Origin of the sequence: Pedobacter soli (assembly GCF_900101435.1) — a bacterium.
GTDB classification, from domain to species: Bacteria; Bacteroidota; Bacteroidia; order Sphingobacteriales; family Sphingobacteriaceae; genus Pedobacter; species Pedobacter soli.
This window is the reverse complement of sequence record NZ_FMZH01000025.1, coordinates 1-17,494: the sequence shown is the minus strand read 5'-3', so window position 1 is coordinate 17,494 and position 17,494 is coordinate 1. Positions and strand designations below refer to the sequence as shown.

Genomic DNA, 17,494 nt, shown 5'->3' with positions numbered 1-17,494 from the left:
TGGACTAGCCTCTAGTGAATCTGTTGTTCCGCCAGGGGCATTGCAGAGTAGCTACGCTGGGAATAGATAAGCGCTGAAAGCATCTAAGTGCGAAACTAGCCACGAGATGAGAATTCCATATAGGACCGTAGCAGACTACTACGTTGATAGGCTACAGATGTAAAGCTGGCGACAGCACAGTCGAGTAGTACTAATCATCCGAAGCTTTCAAAGCAAACAGACTGTTGTTTGTTCTTCAAACTAACTTCTTTCAATAATATGTCATTTAAGCGGAAAGCTTAAAGCATAAATACCAAAGCGAAATACACAAGCTTTAGTCTTTGAGCTTTGACCTTTAAGCTTCAAATAAAAATATTTAGGTGCCTATATCGGTGGTGTCCACCTCTTCCCATTCCGAACAGAGAAGTTAAGCCCACCAGAGCCAATGGTACTGCGGTAACACGTGGGAGAGTAGGTCGGTGCCAAATCTTAAAGGAACCCTTCAGCAAAGCTGAGGGGTTTTCTTGTTTACAGGCTTTTTTGAGCCGAAAGACCAAAGCTTTCAGATTATTCGCGTTTCTTCCCTCCCGATAGCTATCGGGACCGAACAGAGAAGTTAAGCCCAGCAGTTCCGATCGCTATCGGAACAATGGTACTGTCCCGATGCATCGGGATGGGAGCCCCGACAAGTCGGGGTAAAATCCGGTCGGTGCCAAATCTTAAAGGAACCCTTCAGCAAAAGCTGAAGGGTTTTCTTGTTTATAAGCTTTTTTAAAGCTTAAAGACTAAAGCAGAATTATAAGGCTTTCTATATAAAGTGGCTTTTTAATATCCTTAAAAACCTGCGAGGTTTAACCTTTCATTAGCATTAAGATTGCCATCCGATAGCTATCGGATCAAGCTGGCAATGACGGCAGGACTAGGGGATTGCAAAAGAGTTGTAAACACGATAAATACGCTGTAGATTTTATCCACAGTCCCCACGGTAATAGCCCTGATGGCAGTGAAAATCCCTTTTGGCTGGAAAACACACATCAATGCTCGCCGTACACCTCCAAAAGGATTGCAACGTACAGCAGGACGGAACCTATCAGATTAGCACTGGCTTTGCGCTTCTAAAAAAGAATAAGATTGAATTAATGTTAATCTGCTCCTGTTGTAGCGTTTTCAACCTTTCTGTCGTTTTCATTTTAAACCAAATATTTATGATCAAAAAAACAGCATGGCTATTACTAATTGCGCTTAGTGTTTTAAGCTGCAAAAAAAACAAAACAAAAACCGATTGCAGGGATAAGATGTGTACCTACGAGTTTCGTTCGGTGGGCTTTCGGTTTATGGATAATAAAGGCGAAGGCGCTGAAGTAAAAGATTTTAGTGTAATTAACCAAAGAACAGGTGAAAAGGTTATGGCCAATTCGAGTATGACTAGCAATTTGGTAAAAGGTGCATTTATTATTGCCGATGACGGAAACGTTAGAAGTTTATCTGAACAAGGCGATAACTTAAAAATTACCGGCACTTCAGTTCAAACCAATCAAACCAAATCGGCTGTAATTAAAGTAAGTGGTGGTGAATGTGCCTGTCATATTGCAAAGCTTTCTGGTCCTGATCAAATTGCCTTCGATTAAAAAAGCTGTACCTGTTTAAGGGTACAGCCGTATTATAATTTACTCCGAGAAATTATTTTAGTCTAGCAAGGTCCAGGTTTTTTTAGCCTGTACTTGCTGTACTACCTGTTGCTCGGCAACAACAATATTTTCTTTCCGTTGGCCAATATATTCTAAGCCACTCAATTTATTCCAGAGCGCTACCATTACATTCATAAATTCGCTAACCATAAGCATGCTCTGGTTAATTTGTTTATGGTCGTAAACCAATTCGATAGTTTTGGCCAATAGTTCCTCAAAGTTTCCGGGTGTTACATCCTTCCATTCGTAGAAATACTTTAATAGTTCTTCTCTTTCGCGTGGATCGATTAGTTTTATGGCTGTAAAAAAGATATGTGCCAGACTTGAAAAGTACCCCACCAAAACGACCGGTGGCTGGCGATGGGCGATGTTACGGTATTCGTAAAACAAGCCTGCAATGTAATCAACTATCTTTTCAGAAATGAGGCGAATGTTTTTACCTAGCGGCGTAATGTTATCACGCCCCCCTGTTTTATCGATAATTTTAAAACAGGCCAGTTGCATATCATTTAATAAAATGCTAAGCGATTCGTAGTAACGGATTAAAGCCGGGTGACTGGTTATTGTTGAGCTGGGCGGAATATAACTACGGTTGATAGATAACCTTCCGTTTTCGTAGTACACCTGGCCAATTGTTAAAAAATAGCTATCAGCGCCTTGTGTACTCACTTCCGATTCGGGCAGCACCACAATGGAGTAGCTTTTGGCCAGTTCAGGGTAACGGATTGGGCTCTCTTCGGGGTTTGGCATACCTGCCGGTGTACGGTTAAACGGACTTACTGCAAGTAAAATAGCATAATTACGAGGCTCTGATTGCCCAAAGTAATGATTATGCACCAGCATATCGGTATGGTTGGCCTGGGCAATATCAATGTGGCAGCCCTCGGGCGTAACAGCATTGCAATAGCTTACCCTGATTTCGATGTGGTTAGTAGCTTTCTCGATAATTTCGATCTCGTGAGAGCTTTTATAACCTGCAAAAGGCGGTAGAAAGCCGTAATTGCTATTGTTGAGATTTAACGATACGGCATCTCGCACAAAATCCTGTAAATAGAGATCGTTCAGGGTAAAATGATCGCTCGAAAGCTTCATGCCATTAACCCAGTTAATGGATTTATATCTTAACGGCTTTATCATGGTAAACTGTTTTTTTAGTATAGATTAGATAAAGATAGCACTTTCTCCCACTTCGTTCGGTTTGTTTACATTTTCCGAAACCCGTTTGGCGTAAATGGTCATTTTCTCAGTAATACCATTTTCGATAATATCCAGATCAGGATCAATGAAAATATTGCGCTTAAAAAAGGACGTTTTGATAAAAAAGATCCAATTGTAGCTTTCGGCATCATCAGTTTTAAATTCTACCGGGCTCTTGGCAAATTTAAGGTTATAATCGTCTATAAACTTATGAAACCAGGTGCCAAAGTTCATGTTTTCTACCGCCTTTACCTTTACTTTAAGCGGTTCCGGGTCGCTACTTTTTTTATACAATTCCAGTTCAAGCACCAATAGTTTGTTAAAGTCAACATGATCCATATTGATATCCAGCGGTGTATCAGGATATCTCCAGATTTTATAAATCTCTGAAGGGATATTGAGCAGTGAAACGTATGCCCACCAGAAAATAAGTGGAACAAAGAACCAGGTGATGCTGCCTGCACCAAACCAGCCAAAATTTACTGAACTTAACCAGTTAAAGGCCAGTTGAAATAAATACAAGGCTAAGATTGCAGAAACCAGTGTGGCAAAAAATATAAACACCTTGCGCTCCAGTGCCTCTTTGGGGTAATATTTGGTTAGCAGGTAAACGAAAATGATACCGGTTAAAACATAGTAAATACAACAAATAATATAGCCCCAGGGCATATAATTGAAATTGAGGAAGCCCAGAAAACCCGGAAGTGCCAAAGCAATGCCGGTGAGCAAAACACTTACAATTAATTTTTTGTTGTTAAGAAACTGGTTTTTCTTGTTGATGATAGATAGTACTGCCGTTGAAACGAGAAAAATCAACGGGAATAGCAGAAAGCGAATAAAAAAAGATTTAACGTCCATTAATTTGATAGATGTGATGTATTACAAATATAGTATCTTTAGTATTTGATCATAATCCTAATTATTTCTATAATAAAAATTTAACCTATAACAAATAAGCAGGTTTAATGTTTAAATGAAAAAAGAAATTATAGTGCATAACGAATTATTTACAGATTATAAGGCTGTAGCCCATGCTGCCGATCTGATTGAGCGCAACGAAACTGATGCCGACCGGATAGAGGTGATCCCGGTTGGACCTGATAAACGTGCCTTTGCGAAAGACATTGAAGACTCGGTTTCTTATTACTCAGAAAAACGAAGGCATAACCGCATGCGTATCACTACTAATCGCGAAGGCCTTTACGATATGCTACCCGAAGGGCTTTTTCATCGGCCACCTACCGGAAGTGCCAGTTTGGATGAGGAGGGTATGATCAAAGATATCCGCGAGAGAAGGGAAGAAGAAAAGCAAGCCAGGCTGTTTTTTAGTCCTTTTGATGCGGAGATCAATCAGGTGCGGGTTATGACTGAGCTGTATGAGAACCGGCTCGATAAAAGAACTACCTATACCGAGTTAAGCCAGGTTTTTGGTCTGGGCTGGGAAGAATTCAGCTTGCTTAATAAAGAACAAAGCATTATCTGGATGCACCTGCTGCCCGAAATACAGCAAAAGCGGAATGATATCAATTTTGTATCTAAAGTACTTACCGCCCTTTTTAACCTCCCTGTAACATTGGTAAATACAACCGAACACATTACTCCGGTAAAAATTGCCGGCGATTTACAGATTGCTCTTGGCACAGGTGCTTTGGGGGTAGATACCATCATTGGTGATAGTTTTATTCCCGACATTGAATCTTATCATATCAACATCGGTCCAACTTCACCGCAGGAACTGATAAAATTTATCCCCGGACAAAAAAACAGGGCAATTTTAGATATGGCCATAAGCTACCTCATGCCTGTTGATGCCGAAATAAATGTCGAACTACTTACTGCCTCTGATTTTCATGAAACTGTTTTAAGTACCGAAGGTGAAAGTGCCTTTCTGGGATATACTGTATATATTTAGGATACCAATATCATAAACCTATATTGTTTTAAGCGTAGCTGGTTTAAGTAACATGCGGTAATGTATATTCATAGTACTACGTAAGGTTAGTTTGGCTTGGGTAAGATGCAACAGTTCATCCCAGTCTTGCACATTTAAATTGGCCTGATCTGCCGGTTCAATAATGATATCGGTAGTTTTAATAAAACCCGCATTGGGTTTATTATCCATAACAATACCTTTTGCCAGGGTAACGCTTTTGAGCTTATCGCCAAGTTCGTAGCGGCAAAAATTAATCACATCTGCTTTAGTAATAATGCGGTCGGCGGTAGTGAGCCCGTACTTGTACGCCTGCACCCGGTTGCTTGCATTTAATCTCGAACGCCCGCCTTTGGTTGCGCTTAATAAAAAAACACTGTCTGCACTCACTTTACTATTGTTATACACCATTAGCCGGCTACCCGTGTTGATGTGGTTGGCTTCTTCTGCCTGTGTAACCCAAATATCGAGAAACAAGATGTCGGCATCATCAATCGGCTTAATTACAATATAACTGGGCAACTCTTTAACGTCTTTCAACGCCGATTGACTTTTTTGTTCAATTAAAGCAATGTTCTGTTCCAGATTCTTCAGTACGGTACCCAAAAAATCGGGTCCATAAACCGAAAATGCTGCTTTCTCATCGCGTAGCAGCTCAAATAGATAATCAACCAGTTCTTTGGCATTCCGCGTATCAAAGCGCTCGGTACCGCCGTAACGGATGGCAAAGGAGCCATCGCCTTTTTCATTTTCGTTGGTATAAGGAATTTCATTGTAGCTTTTCCCCTTATTATCTTTCAGGCTCTCTACAGCCAGCATTTGATCCAGTGCTTCCGTTTTAATGGGAATAATGTTATTCATGGTTTTAAGCCGGTGTTTCACCTGGCTAAGCCTTTTATTTACTACCGGAAAAGCATTGATATGTACATGAAGCTCGTTCAGCATTTCCTGAGTAATTGCTGCCGGAAAAACAACTTTAAGCCATTTAATCTGCTTATCTATCTGGTTGAGATGTACCTGCTGGAAAATATTTTCAAATCCCGCAGGAAGTTCTTTGTCAGCATTGACATTAAAATCGTTAAGGTCGCCCAGGGTGATAAACCGTTTGCTGTAATATTGCAGTACATCGGCCTTAACCAGGTTAAGTAGTTGTTTGTACTGAAAAGGCGGCGCTGTTTTTCCGGTTAAAGGCTCATCCATAAACCTTTCGGTATAGGCGGTAAGTTCATTGTCATGATAGTACCATTTGCCCAGCGAGAGCAAATCGTAGGTGTTATCCGGAACTGAATAATTCTTCCAATCAAAAAAGATATTCAGTTTATTAAAGTCCATCCAGTCATTAATGCCGCTAAAGCCAATATACATGGTGTTTTTTTCTACATTAAAGCCAGGTAATGTGTTCGTTGTGGGGTATTTGTTCAATTGCTCTACATTAAACAGGGTATTACCGGTAACCATGTATTTAATATCAGCCCGTAAAACCTTTACCTGATGGAGTGGACTAAAAAAAATATCGGTTTTTACCACCTTATCATTTTCCTGCTGGATATTTTTTTTAAAAGCAAACTGGGTGTATGGAGAAAAATAATCGTCTTTTTCTACTGGTTTGGCATGTAGAATGGCGTGTGCCGGCAAAGAAGAAGTTAAATGATCAGGTGCCAGAATACGGCTTATTTTGTCGAATATTCTGTTCTCGAGGTTTTTAACGTCGTTTGAGACATTAAAGAGTTCATTGCTTAAAGCTTCTATAATCAGTTTAACCAGTGGGTCAAAATCATGACTATTTTTAACATTCCAGAAATCTTCGGCATTTTTTAAAATTCTATTGCGGATCTCGTCTTTTGAAGAGTAAAAAATTGGTTTCATGTGTAGAGAATTTGTGGCGTTTTTTTAGGTCGATAAGGGGCTAAGGAACAAAGCGGTGTTAAAAAAATATTTTTCTCCTGTATTTTTTATTAGCGATCTAGCACTTATATCAACCTTCTTTTTGATCTCTGTTATCTTACGTAACGGATATACATTTTCTACTTCCGTAATGCGCACTTCAACCTCGGTATTATAAATCCTGAGTTCATAATCGGTGATGGATTTAAGCAGCGATTTCCTGAATTTTTCCTCCCAAATGCTCTCACTAACGATTAATTCGAAGTCAAGGTCCCAGATTTCGCACCCGAAATTTCGCTGATGCCGGTGCTCTCCAAAGCGGGTAAAAATGATCAGCTCCAGGTGATTGGAAATCGATTTTCCGATGTCAGTTGACTGTAAATCAGCGCCTGTAAAAATGCTGTTAAATCGGAGCGGTTTATTTAAAAAAAATCCAGACATAGATGTTTGGCTTAAAGTTTGCTAAAAGTAGAATAAAAAAATCGTTTTAATAATCAAACAACAAATATTAAAAATTGTTATAGAACAGAATTAATTTGTGAAAGGTTTGTGTGATTTTATTGGTGTTGAAGTGTCGGATTAATTCTTATGTGAATGCTACATTGATAATGAAATGCTCTTATGAAACCCATTAACGCGACAGAAATTAGAAGTGCCTACGCTAAATTTATTCTCAACTTTGTATGGTTAACCTGCTTCTCCATTCTCAGTATTTATCTTTTTTTTCTGGCCTCCGATTATGAGTATACCCTGCTCGATAAAAAGGTGAGGGAAACTGAAAAACTCTCCTCATTAAGAAAGGACATTAATACCAATTTCGACCTCATTCTGGTACGCTTTAAAGAATTGGCTCAATACCGCAATTACAACGCAAACGAAATGAGTAAGCAAGCCATCTTGCTTAACGATATCCAGGCAGCCAACAATAAAATTAAAGATCTGACCTCCAATAAAACTGAATCCGGACTGAGTTTCGACCTGTATCGCAAATTAAACAACAATGTTGGTGCAATGGCGGGTTTACAGGATTCGCTCAACCAATCCCGTTACGACATTCAACGATATAAAGAACAAATAAATGATTGCTCGCGCGCGAACCAGTCTGCAGTAAAAAAAATTAAAAACGGCCGTTTCGGCAGATAATTAAAGCCATGATAAAACTGAGTATAAAAGAAAGACGCGAACAATTTTTGTTTTTTATGGCCCTTTTCATTTTTACCGTGGGGCTTTTAAGCTTTGGTATTTTTTACAGTGATAAATCGCGCTACGAAATTTCTAAAGATGAGCTTGAAGTAAAAATTGCCGAAAACGAAGCATTCGAAGCCATGGTCAAAGAAACGATGCCTACCGTTGATAGCACCTACAAACAAATTACCCGTTATAACCCCAATGTACAGGCTGTTTTTTTAAAGAACGATATCCAGCTTTCGCTGGGCTCAATCAGGGCAGCATTTGATCGCAAAGCATCCGATTCGCGCTATAAAATATTTGTTCAAACAGCACAGTTGTATGACCGGTTATTTTACGACAGGCAGGAACAAAACCGAAACATTACAGATATAGAGCTGCATAAAAAACAATTAGACGACTGCATTACCAACAGGCGTCAGCTACAGCAAACCATATCTGCCAGATAAAAATCCCTAATCAACCTATAAAAAACGCTACTATGTCTGATACAAACACCAAGCAAGTTAATTCCAATTCGCAGGGCTATGTGATCCTTTACATCCTGTTGGCTGTACTGCTTTTAACCGGCCTCATTTTTTTATTTAAAAGCTCCTTATTCGAAAAAAGGGTAATTGATGCCCGAATCCTCAAAGATGAAATTTACCTGAACGAGCCATTGGTTTTTACCGATAATACCCCAAAAGCATCGAAATGGCTGTGGGAATTTGGTAATGGTGCAAAAGCCACCACCAAAACAGGGTCTTATCATTACACCAAACCCGATACGTATATTGTTCGCTTAACCGTTGACGGCGAATTGCGTCAGGAATTTCCAATAACCGTAAGAGATACCGTGAGGGCTGCCCTTGTAGATAGTGCACTTACCATTAGCGGCCCAACTGCCGGTTTGGTAAACGAAGAAATCAGGCTGGAAGGAGATGGCGAAGGCAAAGAATTTGAATGGTCTTTCGGCGAAACCGGCCGTGTAGACGTGAAAGGTAAAACAGCGCTGTACACTTACCGTGCTCCCGGCAAATATGTGGTTAAACTCCGGTCAGATAAAAGTCCAAAGCCTGCATACTTAACCATTTTGGTTACCGATCCCAATGCAGAAATTGTAGAAGATATTGTTGCCCCGGGCGATGGAGAACGCAAAACTATCGACGATATCAGGGCACGATTACAGGCTATAGCCAATGGCGCCGATTTTAATTCCAATTACTATTACCTCATTAACAAATACATGTGCAGCAACGAAAAGGTTAGCGTAAATGTAGAAATGAATGGCAAGAAAAAACAAACCGATATTTATTCGTACTGCATGGGGCTCACTTTTGGCGGCGAAATAGCCATTGATGAAGCGCAGTTAACTATAAAACCCAATTCTACCTGCGCCAGTTTATTGAACATTAAACAGCATTCGGCAACAGCCCAACCAGCTGCAACTGTCGCTGCAGAAGCGCCCGCGAAAACCAGATAGATTAACCTCAACCTAATTTTAAAGCTCATCTACAAAAAACTATGAAAAAATATCTCTTTTCCATCCTTTTATTAGGAATATCCTTTGCTTACGCCCAATCACCGGCCTCGTTTGGCAAAAAAGTAAAATACATGCCAAAAGCCTATGAAAAACCGGCTGAAAGCATTAATGTAAATGAAAGTACCAGCAGCAGCAGCTTACCCTGGATTGTTTTTTCGGACAGAGAAGACAATTATACAACTACCGCCCCGGGAGGAAGCCTGATTATGAAAAAAATCGGTTTTATGGAACCTTTTTATGTATCGAAAGAAGAAAATGGCTACCTGAAACTCATTAAATACAAAGCCGGGATGATCAGGGGCAGGAAAATAACAGATAAAAGAAGCGCTATCAGCTATGGCTGGATTGCCAAATCTAAATTGTTGCTTTGGCAAAGGGCTTTTTCTAACCAAAAGACAGGCTATGCAGAAAAAGCCATTGGTATTGTAAATGGTAAAAACCCCTTAACCGAACCTAAATTTTATTACGATACAACCGATTCTATTCTGGTGTATAACACGCCCGAGCTTAAAGACAGACGCACCAAAGTAAGGTTGCACGAAATTGCTTATATCTTCAAAAAATCAGAAGATGGTAAAAAATACTTGATTGGCTCAGACGATCAGCTCGTAGCCGATACCGCTTTAAAAAGTATTTATGGCTGGGTTGCCGCTTCGGCCGTACACAGCTGGGGCGACAGACTTTACATTACCGCTGTAAAACCGGGCAATTACGATACGGATGACTCTACCGCTAACGCGATAAAAAATGGCATCAGCAAAGGCACTGCTTTCGTAGTCGACCCTTTGTTGCCAAGGGAAAACCTGATTTTAAGAAGTGTTCCGGTTGTTTCGGATGAAGACGGTACCTACTCGGTTGGGATCGCCGCCGATGTTTACAACAAAAAGGACAATAAGATTTTAACCATCAACGGCTCATCACTTTCCTATCAGGATTATATACAGCTACGCAAAAATAAAAACAAAGTAAATGTGGTTTTTGTGGTAGATGGCGGAAGTCCTATGACCAAATATTTTTCGGGAATGACCAATACCATTTCATCTTTTGAAAACATAATGGGCGATTTTGGTAAAGGCACTAAAGTAAATTATGGTGGCGTGGTATACCGCGGCGAATCTGGTTGTTCTGTACCCGGCATTTTTGTAAACCCCATTCAGGATGATTACCGCAAATTAATGACCTTCCTCTCTAATCAGGCTAAAAATACCGTGCGTTGTAATGGCCAGGTAACAGAAGAACCGGTTTTTGGTGCACTAAAGGCTGGCTTAAATCTTTTTAAAGGTAAAAAGAATGAAACCAATTTAATTATTCTGGTAGGTAGTACCGGAACCACCGGCGGTACCGATAACACTCAAATTAATGCATTAAGTGAGCAGGTGGCCCTGGCCGATGCGCGTATTTTGGCATTACAGGTATACAGCGATTTTAATTCAACGTTTAACGATTTTGTAATCCAGTCGCGCAAACTCGTTTCCGAATCAGCCATCCGCTCGGCAGAATACCGTAAAAATACCATGGTTAAAGGCGAGGGTTTAAAAAGCTTTCAACCTTACAATACCAGCCTGCAGGATTCGATTTCATATTATTTAGATTATCCTAAAAACAGCTTAATACAAGGGGGAGTAGTATTTCCAACCAAAGGCACAGTTAATTCTAACCAAAGCATGACGGTGGCTTTGCGCCGTTTTGTAAAAGAAACCAACGCTGATATTTATTCGCAAATCAGTTCGCTGGATAGTGCCTTTCGTTTAACCGGTATTTCGCGTAAAAACCTTTCATCAGAAGTTCAGGGCCAGTTGCCGGAACCTGTGGGAGATGATGTGGCCGACCGTATGCCACATAACGCATTCAAATATTACAGCACAGCTAGTTTATCGGCCGATGCCGTTAAAAACAACCGTTCAGCTTTACAGTATGCAATTGTCTTAAACAACATGGAGTACAAACAAATTGTTGATGTATTCTCGATTATGCTGGGCGAAAATCTACAGGCCGATCAATCTTCGTTCAGAAGTAAGCTGGTTAAAAATTATGTTAATATACCCAGACAATTGCTCGGTATGAAAATATCATCGGGCGATGTAAAGGCAATGACTTTGGCCAATTATATCAAACTGGTAACCGGTTTGCCTGTTAATAATGAATTTTTATCACAGTACACTGTTGCCGATTTAAAAAGAACTTCGAAAATGCCTTTAGACCAGTTTGAAACCTATATCAAATTATTAAGTCAATCGGTACAGCAGATTAAAAGGGCTACGCAGATCGAACAGCAATTCGTATCAAACGGGAAAACCTATTACTACATCACCGAGAATAATTTTAATCAGGCAGTTTCATCACAAAGCAAGTAGCAGTATGGCAGTTACAAATTTAAGCGAATCGGTAAAAACAGCACTTCATATTGCGCAATCGCTGGCAAAAGAGTACAGGAATGAGGTTTTCTCTGCTGCTCATTTGCTTAAGGGCTTAATGCATAAAGATGTAGGGCTTAGGGCTTTTGTGGCTTCAATCGGTAAAGATGAAGAATACATTAGCGAATGGGCAGAAGTACGCATTGATGAACAAACCAAATCGGCAAGCTTCAGCGATAATGTGAGCGGAGCACCGGAAATTGCCGTTATTTTTGAGGAAGCCGATAACGTACGCATTAAATTGGGACTCGATTTAATTACTCCTGTTTGCGTATTAACCGCTTTGGCAAAACCAGGTATTGGCTTTCAGCCCGATCAGCTAAAATCATTTCCGATAAAAGAACGCGAAATTTTAGACCTCTATGTAAAGGACGAAGAAATTGCGCGTGCGGTATCGCCCGAAACCGCTGCTGCGTCTGGCTCAGATAAAAAAACTACAGGCAATGCCTTGTACAAATATTGTATAGACCGGCTTCAGCAGGTGCGCGATGGAAAAACAGACCCCATCATTGGGCGTGATAAAGAAACCCGGATGATGATGGAAATCCTTTGTCGCAGAACAAAACCAAATGTAATTCTTACTGGTGATGCCGGTGTAGGGAAAACAGCTTTGGTTGATGGTTTTGCGCTGGATATTGTAGCACAAAATGTACCCGACAGTTTAAAACCGGTACAGCTTTTCGAACTCGATCTGGGGTCGCTTATTGCAGGCGCATCGTACAAGGGCGAAATTGAAGATCGATTAAAAAATATCATCAAAGAAATTAAACAGTTTGAAAAGGCGGTTCTTTTTATTGATGAAATCCATACGCTTTTAGATAGCAAAGGCCCTTTAGGTGCAGGTATAGGCAATTTGTTAAAACCTGAACTTGCCCGCGGCGAAATAACGGTTATTGGGGCCACAACCATTGATGAGTACCGGAAAATAATTGAGCCTGAACAAGCTTTTAGCCGCCGTTTTGAAGTGCTTCAGGTCAACGAGCCGAATGAAGAAAGTACCATTAAAATGTTAGAAAAGCTTGCCGTAAAATATGAAGAGCATCATGCTTTAACAATTGAACGTGATGCTTTGGGCGAATGCGTACGCCTGGCTAAACGATACATGAAAGACAGGCGTTTACCCGATTCGGCTTTTGATTTGCTCGACCGGACAATGGCTGCCATGAAGATGATGAACGATACTTCCGACCAGGTAATTGAAAGCCTGGAAACCGAGCTGGAAAGTTTAAAAACAAATGTTGAACTGGCCGAACCACAAAAATTTGCCGATTATAAATGGCTGTTTTCTTTGTTGCAAAATAAATTGAGTCCGGTGCTGTTAGGGCGTTTAACTGATGAAACCCAGACCGATGCTTTTGAAACAGCCGATGAATACCAGGGTTATATCGATAGCAGCTTGCAGGAGCTAAAAAAATATGCCGCTGAAAAGAGCGACCGCATTACCAAACAGGATATCGCTTCTATTGTAGCTTACAAAACAGGTATCCCAATGGGAAAATTGCAGGCCGGCGAAAAGGAAAAATTGCTCAATATGGAGCAATATCTCAAAAAGCGGGTTGTTGGACAAGATCAGGCACTTAAAGCGGTTTCGGATGCCATTCTCGAATCGCGCAGCGGCTTAAACAAAAAGGGGCAGCCTATTGGTTCGTTCTTTTTACTGGGGCCAACTGGTACGGGTAAAACCGAGCTGGCCAAATCAATTGCCGAATTTTTGTTCAACGATGAAAAAGCCATGATCCGGTTTGACATGTCTGAATTTAAAGAAGAGCATAGTGCAGCCCTGTTATACGGTGCCCCTCCGGGTTATGTGGGTTACGAGGAAGGTGGCTTGCTGGTTAATAAAATCAGGCAGCAACCTTATTCGGTCTTGCTTTTTGATGAAATCGAAAAAGCGCACCCTTCCGTTTTTGATACTTTTCTGCAAATTCTGGATGAAGGTCACATGCACGATCGCCTCGGCAAAGAAGGAGATTTCAGCAATTCTTTAATTCTTTTTACTTCCAATATTGGCAGCGAATGGATTGCAGAGCAAATTGGCAAAGGTACTATTCCGGCTTCGAACCAGCTGATGGAAGTAATGGCCGGGCATTTTCGCCCCGAATTTTTAGCACGTATTTCAGAAATCGTTCCATTTGCACCAATTAATGAAAGCAATGTGGTGCGTATTTTCGAAATCCAGCTCAGCAGCCTGGTACAGGCACTCAGCAAAATGGGCATTGATTTTGAAATTGAAGATGAGGCCAAGAAAATGATTGCTTTAGATGGCTTTACGCCCAAATATGGCGCCAGACAGCTTTCGGCAGTAATCCGGAATTTATTGCGTCGCCCGATATCGAAATACATCATTTCAGGAGAGTTGAAAAAGGGTTCGAAAATCAGGGTTAGTAAAAAAGCTGATGCTGATGAAATCGAATGGAATATTATTCAGCCTGAGGTTGTGCCGGCATTGGAACAAAAATTGAGTTAAAACGTTAACTGTTATATGTTTAGAAAATTTTAATCGTAAACTTAAATCTACATACTATGTTTAATTATGAAATTGGTGGTAACGAGCGGAAAATAGATACTTCAGAAGCTTTCGCAGAAATTGCACACAACAAAACGCTTTTTGTACAGAAATTAACCGATAATGATCCCATTAAACCTGAAAAAGTTGAAGGATTAAAAACGGTAAAAGAAGTATTTGAACACTACAAACCCAATGTTAAGGTTGCTTTCGAAAAACAAGATGGTTCTACTGTTGGCGAAACCCTTAATTTCTCTGATCTGGGCGATTTTGGTGTGAAAAATATCATTAATCAAAGCAATTACCTAACTGATGTAAACATTGAGCGCGAAATGTCGCTAAATGTAATTAAGCAGTTAAAATCGAACAAAACCTTAAAAGCAACGCTCGACGATGAGGAAACAAAAGCCGCATTTATTAGCGCGTTAAAGAATTTTGTTGATGAACTGGAGCAAAATAAATAATCTAAAACGGCCAAAACTATGTCAAATCCTCAAGAATTAAAAACAGACCAAAATATTGCCCAGGCAGGTTTTAAACCGGCAGAAGGTAAAACCGTTGAAAAAACAGCCCTTAAAGATAACCTGGAAAAATTAGCCAGGGTGGGTGGTTTCGATTTATTGGAAGCTACAGTAGATGGCCTCCAGAATTTAAATCCCGAAAGGAAAGCCCGTAAACAGATTTTTTTAACCGGCGACGAAAAGAAAAAAGAACGCGAAGAACTGAAAAAGAAAATCCAGTTATGGATTGATGTACTCGAATCTTCTAATTCGGTAGCCGATATGGTCGAGAAAAGTACCGAAAAACTGAATGCAGCAGAAGAAAACCTGAATAAAAACATCGGAACTGCATTGGAAAGCACGCGTGAGCTGGAGCAGGCTTACCGCTCTGTGCACTTGTTTTATAAAAATACCGAAGCCGATAAACTTAAAAATGTGGTGCTTTTAAATGCATCGATGGATCAAATTAAAGATCTGGATAATCCACGGTTTATTGAATATGTAGACGATGAGCTGAAACAAAACTACGACCGTTTAGATTTACGTAAAAACTATTCGCTGATGGTGGTTCCGGGTTATATGGGTTCCAATAAAGTGCTGGAAAGATGGGCCAAGATTGCGCACAACAATAAGGCCATGCTGGTAACCGATTTTGCCGATTTGGATCAGCCAGATGATGTACTCGATTTATTTACTGCCGCTAATTTTACCGGTGGCGATGCTTTCAGATCGAACGTAATCATGACTTGTAACTGGCTGGTTGGCCGTGGTAAAGTTGCCGAAGTTGGTGAAGAAGACGATCTTACCGTTCCGGGATCGGCTGCGTTGGCTGGCAAAATGTATTACACCTTAATGTCGCAGGTTACCGCAGGTAAAAAACACGGTGCCATTAACGAAGTTGATGGGGTGAAATTCGATTTAAAAAAGAGCGAAATCTCTCATTTGGAGCGTGTAGGCCTGGTACCAATGGTAAATGAATACGGTAAGGTAATGGCTTTCTCGGCCAAAACATTATTTAATGGCGATAACATTGGTTTGCAAACCTATTCGGTTGTAAGGGTGTTCGATTACATTACCAAAGTATTGTTCGATTTTCTGAACAGAAGGGCCTTCGAAAACTGGACCTCTAAAACCGAGCAGGATTTACGCGCTCAGATTGTGAAATTTTTAGATGGCATTCAAGGTGCCGACCGTTTGATCGAAAGATTTAAAATCATGCGTTTCGAAAGAGATGAGCAGCAAAAAGACCGGATTCACCTCGATATTCACATTACCCCGTATTTTCCGGCTAAAAGTTTTGTGGTAAAATTAGATGGTCACAAAGGTGAAGACGAAAATACCACCTGGAATACAGAGTACAATCAGCAGTAATTTTTGATCGCTGAAAAATAAAAACCCAACCCTTGCGTTGGGTTTTTTTATGGGCTATGCATAACACTTAACAAATTCTTTATAATTTTGTAATGCATCAGCCCAGATCAGATTAATCAAAAAAAATGAAGCAAGTACTTCTCCTCAATGGAGATATTGAAAAAAACGCATCTACAAATTTCCTGATTAACGCATATAAAAAAGGTGCTGAAAGTGCCGGGGCAACCGTTCGTGAACTGGCCATTATCGACCTGATATTCAATTCGAACAAATTGTTCAGCAACCGGCAAATTGCCGAGCTGGAGCCCGATTTACAGCGGGCTTTAACGGCTATCAGGCAGAGCAACCACGTGGTGCTTTTTTGTCCGGTATATGTAGATCATATTCCCGCCAAGATTAAGGGTTTTTTCGATCGCTTGTTTATGCCCGATCAAATATTTGCCACCCAGCAACAACAGGTAAACAATAATTTCAGTGGCCGCTCGGCCAGGATTGTTTCTATTTTAGACGAAGCCACTTTTAAAGATTGGAAAGCCAATAAAAAGACTACCTATCTATCCATTAAAAAAGTAGTTTTCGAAAAATGCCGGATGAGTCCGGTACTCACCAATACCATTGGCGAGTTGCATTCGCTGGAGAACCATTATAGCCAGAAGTGGCTGGTAAAAATGGAGAAGTTTGGTGCACAATTAATTTAATATTTAAGACAGTGTTGACCAAAAAGGCAACACTTTGGGGAAAATAGCTACACTTTTGTAGTTTTATCTGGAGCGGTATTGTATATGTATCATTAATGTTAACTCGATAATTTTCCACATCTTATCCACATCGCCAACCTGTATTTTTAGGTGATAAATGAGGATTTACACTTTTTTCTTAGTTTTAACGATCAGGTTACTTGTTATAAATGAGTAAGATATAAGATAATTGGCCTGATAATTGGTTTGGATTATTACAGCAGTGGAGACTGCAATTAATTAATTTATAAACCTTTAAATTTTAAAACTATGGCTTTCAAAGCTAGATTAAATTTTTCAGGCAAGGAGTACGATGTGCTTCATTGTGCCTATGCGTTAAACCGCGATGTAGATGCTAAGGGAAGACCTTCTTCCGGAGTTTACGGCGGGACCATTGACATTGAGATCGAGTCGACCGAAGACACCTCAATTATCGAAGCAATGGTAAATAACCAGTACAAACCCATTACCGGAACCCTGTTGATCAAGAAAACAGAGGAAGATGCCAAAATGAAAGAAGTAAATTTCGAGGATGGCTACATTGTTAAATATGCCGAAGGTATAAACATTGTAGGCGA

At 40.3% G+C, this 17,494-nt stretch carries 15 protein-coding genes and 2 rRNA genes; 13 read left to right on the top strand and 4 right to left on the bottom strand.

What is annotated here, in order from left to right; genetic code table 11:
• The 3 genes from BLR37_RS24950 to BLR37_RS24940 all read left to right on the top strand — a co-directional run.
• Positions 1-214: ribosomal RNA gene (locus tag BLR37_RS24950) — 23S ribosomal RNA — on the top strand; the annotation flags it as partial.
• Positions 215-355: 141 nt separating this feature from the next.
• Positions 356-467 (top strand): 5S ribosomal RNA (rrf, locus tag BLR37_RS24945).
• Positions 468-1,184: 717 nt separating this feature from the next.
• On the top strand, positions 1,185-1,607 hold the full coding sequence (locus BLR37_RS24940; protein ID WP_090773416.1) for a hypothetical protein: 423 nt from the start codon (positions 1,185-1,187) through the stop codon (positions 1,605-1,607).
• A 57-nt stretch (positions 1,608-1,664) separates the two neighbouring features.
• On the opposite strand, the gene BLR37_RS24935 is transcribed toward BLR37_RS24940, so the two are convergent.
• Positions 1,665-2,804 carry a hypothetical protein gene (locus BLR37_RS24935; RefSeq protein WP_090773414.1) on the bottom strand — a complete coding sequence of 380 codons (1,140 nt, stop codon included), beginning with the start codon at positions 2,802-2,804 and terminating at the stop codon, positions 1,665-1,667.
• Between the two features lie 24 nt (positions 2,805-2,828).
• On the bottom strand, positions 2,829-3,722 hold the full coding sequence (locus BLR37_RS24930) for a TssN family type VI secretion system protein (RefSeq protein WP_090773413.1): 894 nt from the start codon (positions 3,720-3,722) through the stop codon (positions 2,829-2,831).
• 115 nt (positions 3,723-3,837) lie between these two features.
• Here BLR37_RS24930 and BLR37_RS24925 point away from each other — a divergent pair, with 115 nt between their 5' ends.
• Positions 3,838-4,776, top strand: a complete 939-nt coding sequence (locus BLR37_RS24925) for a type VI secretion system baseplate subunit TssG (protein ID WP_090773411.1) — start codon at positions 3,838-3,840, stop codon at positions 4,774-4,776.
• Between the two features lie 18 nt (positions 4,777-4,794).
• On the opposite strand, the gene BLR37_RS24920 is transcribed toward BLR37_RS24925, so the two are convergent.
• A complete protein-coding gene (locus BLR37_RS24920) occupies positions 4,795-6,660 on the bottom strand; it encodes a type VI secretion system baseplate subunit TssF (RefSeq protein WP_090773409.1) in 1,866 nt (621 codons plus the stop codon).
• 24 nt (positions 6,661-6,684) lie between these two features.
• Entirely contained in the window at positions 6,685-7,119 is a 435-nt protein-coding gene (locus tag BLR37_RS24915; RefSeq protein WP_090773407.1) for a GPW/gp25 family protein, read from the bottom strand.
• Positions 7,120-7,299: 180 nt separating this feature from the next.
• On the opposite strand from BLR37_RS24915, the gene BLR37_RS24910 reads away from it, so the two are divergent.
• From BLR37_RS24910 to tssD, 9 genes are all read left to right on the top strand, one after another.
• The gene (locus BLR37_RS24910) at positions 7,300-7,821 is read left to right on the top strand and encodes a type VI secretion system TssO (RefSeq protein ID WP_090773405.1); all 522 of its coding nucleotides are present in this window, start codon (positions 7,300-7,302) and stop codon (positions 7,819-7,821) included.
• Positions 7,822-7,829: 8 nt separating this feature from the next.
• Positions 7,830-8,315, top strand: coding sequence for a type VI secretion system transmembrane protein TssO (locus BLR37_RS24905; RefSeq protein ID WP_039476342.1), 486 nt, complete (start codon positions 7,830-7,832; stop codon positions 8,313-8,315).
• A 32-nt stretch (positions 8,316-8,347) separates the two neighbouring features.
• Positions 8,348-9,328: a PKD domain-containing protein gene (locus BLR37_RS24900; protein WP_090773403.1), complete on the top strand. Its 981-nt coding sequence runs from the start codon at positions 8,348-8,350 to the stop codon at positions 9,326-9,328.
• Positions 9,329-9,369: 41 nt separating this feature from the next.
• Positions 9,370-11,742 carry a type VI secretion system protein TssR domain-containing protein gene (gene tssR / locus BLR37_RS24895; RefSeq protein WP_090773401.1) on the top strand — a complete coding sequence of 791 codons (2,373 nt, stop codon included), beginning with the start codon at positions 9,370-9,372 and terminating at the stop codon, positions 11,740-11,742.
• A 4-nt stretch (positions 11,743-11,746) separates the two neighbouring features.
• Complete coding sequence (locus BLR37_RS24890; RefSeq protein WP_090773399.1) at positions 11,747-14,269, top strand: ATP-dependent Clp protease ATP-binding subunit; 2,523 nt, start codon at positions 11,747-11,749, stop codon at positions 14,267-14,269.
• A gap of 56 nt (positions 14,270-14,325) precedes the next feature.
• Positions 14,326-14,772, top strand: coding sequence for a hypothetical protein (locus BLR37_RS24885; RefSeq protein WP_039476338.1), 447 nt, complete (start codon positions 14,326-14,328; stop codon positions 14,770-14,772).
• Positions 14,773-14,790: 18 nt separating this feature from the next.
• Complete coding sequence (locus BLR37_RS24880) at positions 14,791-16,179, top strand: DUF5458 family protein (protein ID WP_090773397.1); 1,389 nt, start codon at positions 14,791-14,793, stop codon at positions 16,177-16,179.
• Between the two features lie 125 nt (positions 16,180-16,304).
• Positions 16,305-16,877 carry an NAD(P)H-dependent oxidoreductase gene (locus tag BLR37_RS24875; protein WP_090773395.1) on the top strand — a complete coding sequence of 191 codons (573 nt, stop codon included), beginning with the start codon at positions 16,305-16,307 and terminating at the stop codon, positions 16,875-16,877.
• Between the two features lie 309 nt (positions 16,878-17,186).
• The coding region (tssD, locus tag BLR37_RS24870; RefSeq protein WP_143009669.1) for a type VI secretion system tube protein TssD at positions 17,187-17,494 on the top strand (308 nt) is incomplete at its 3' end.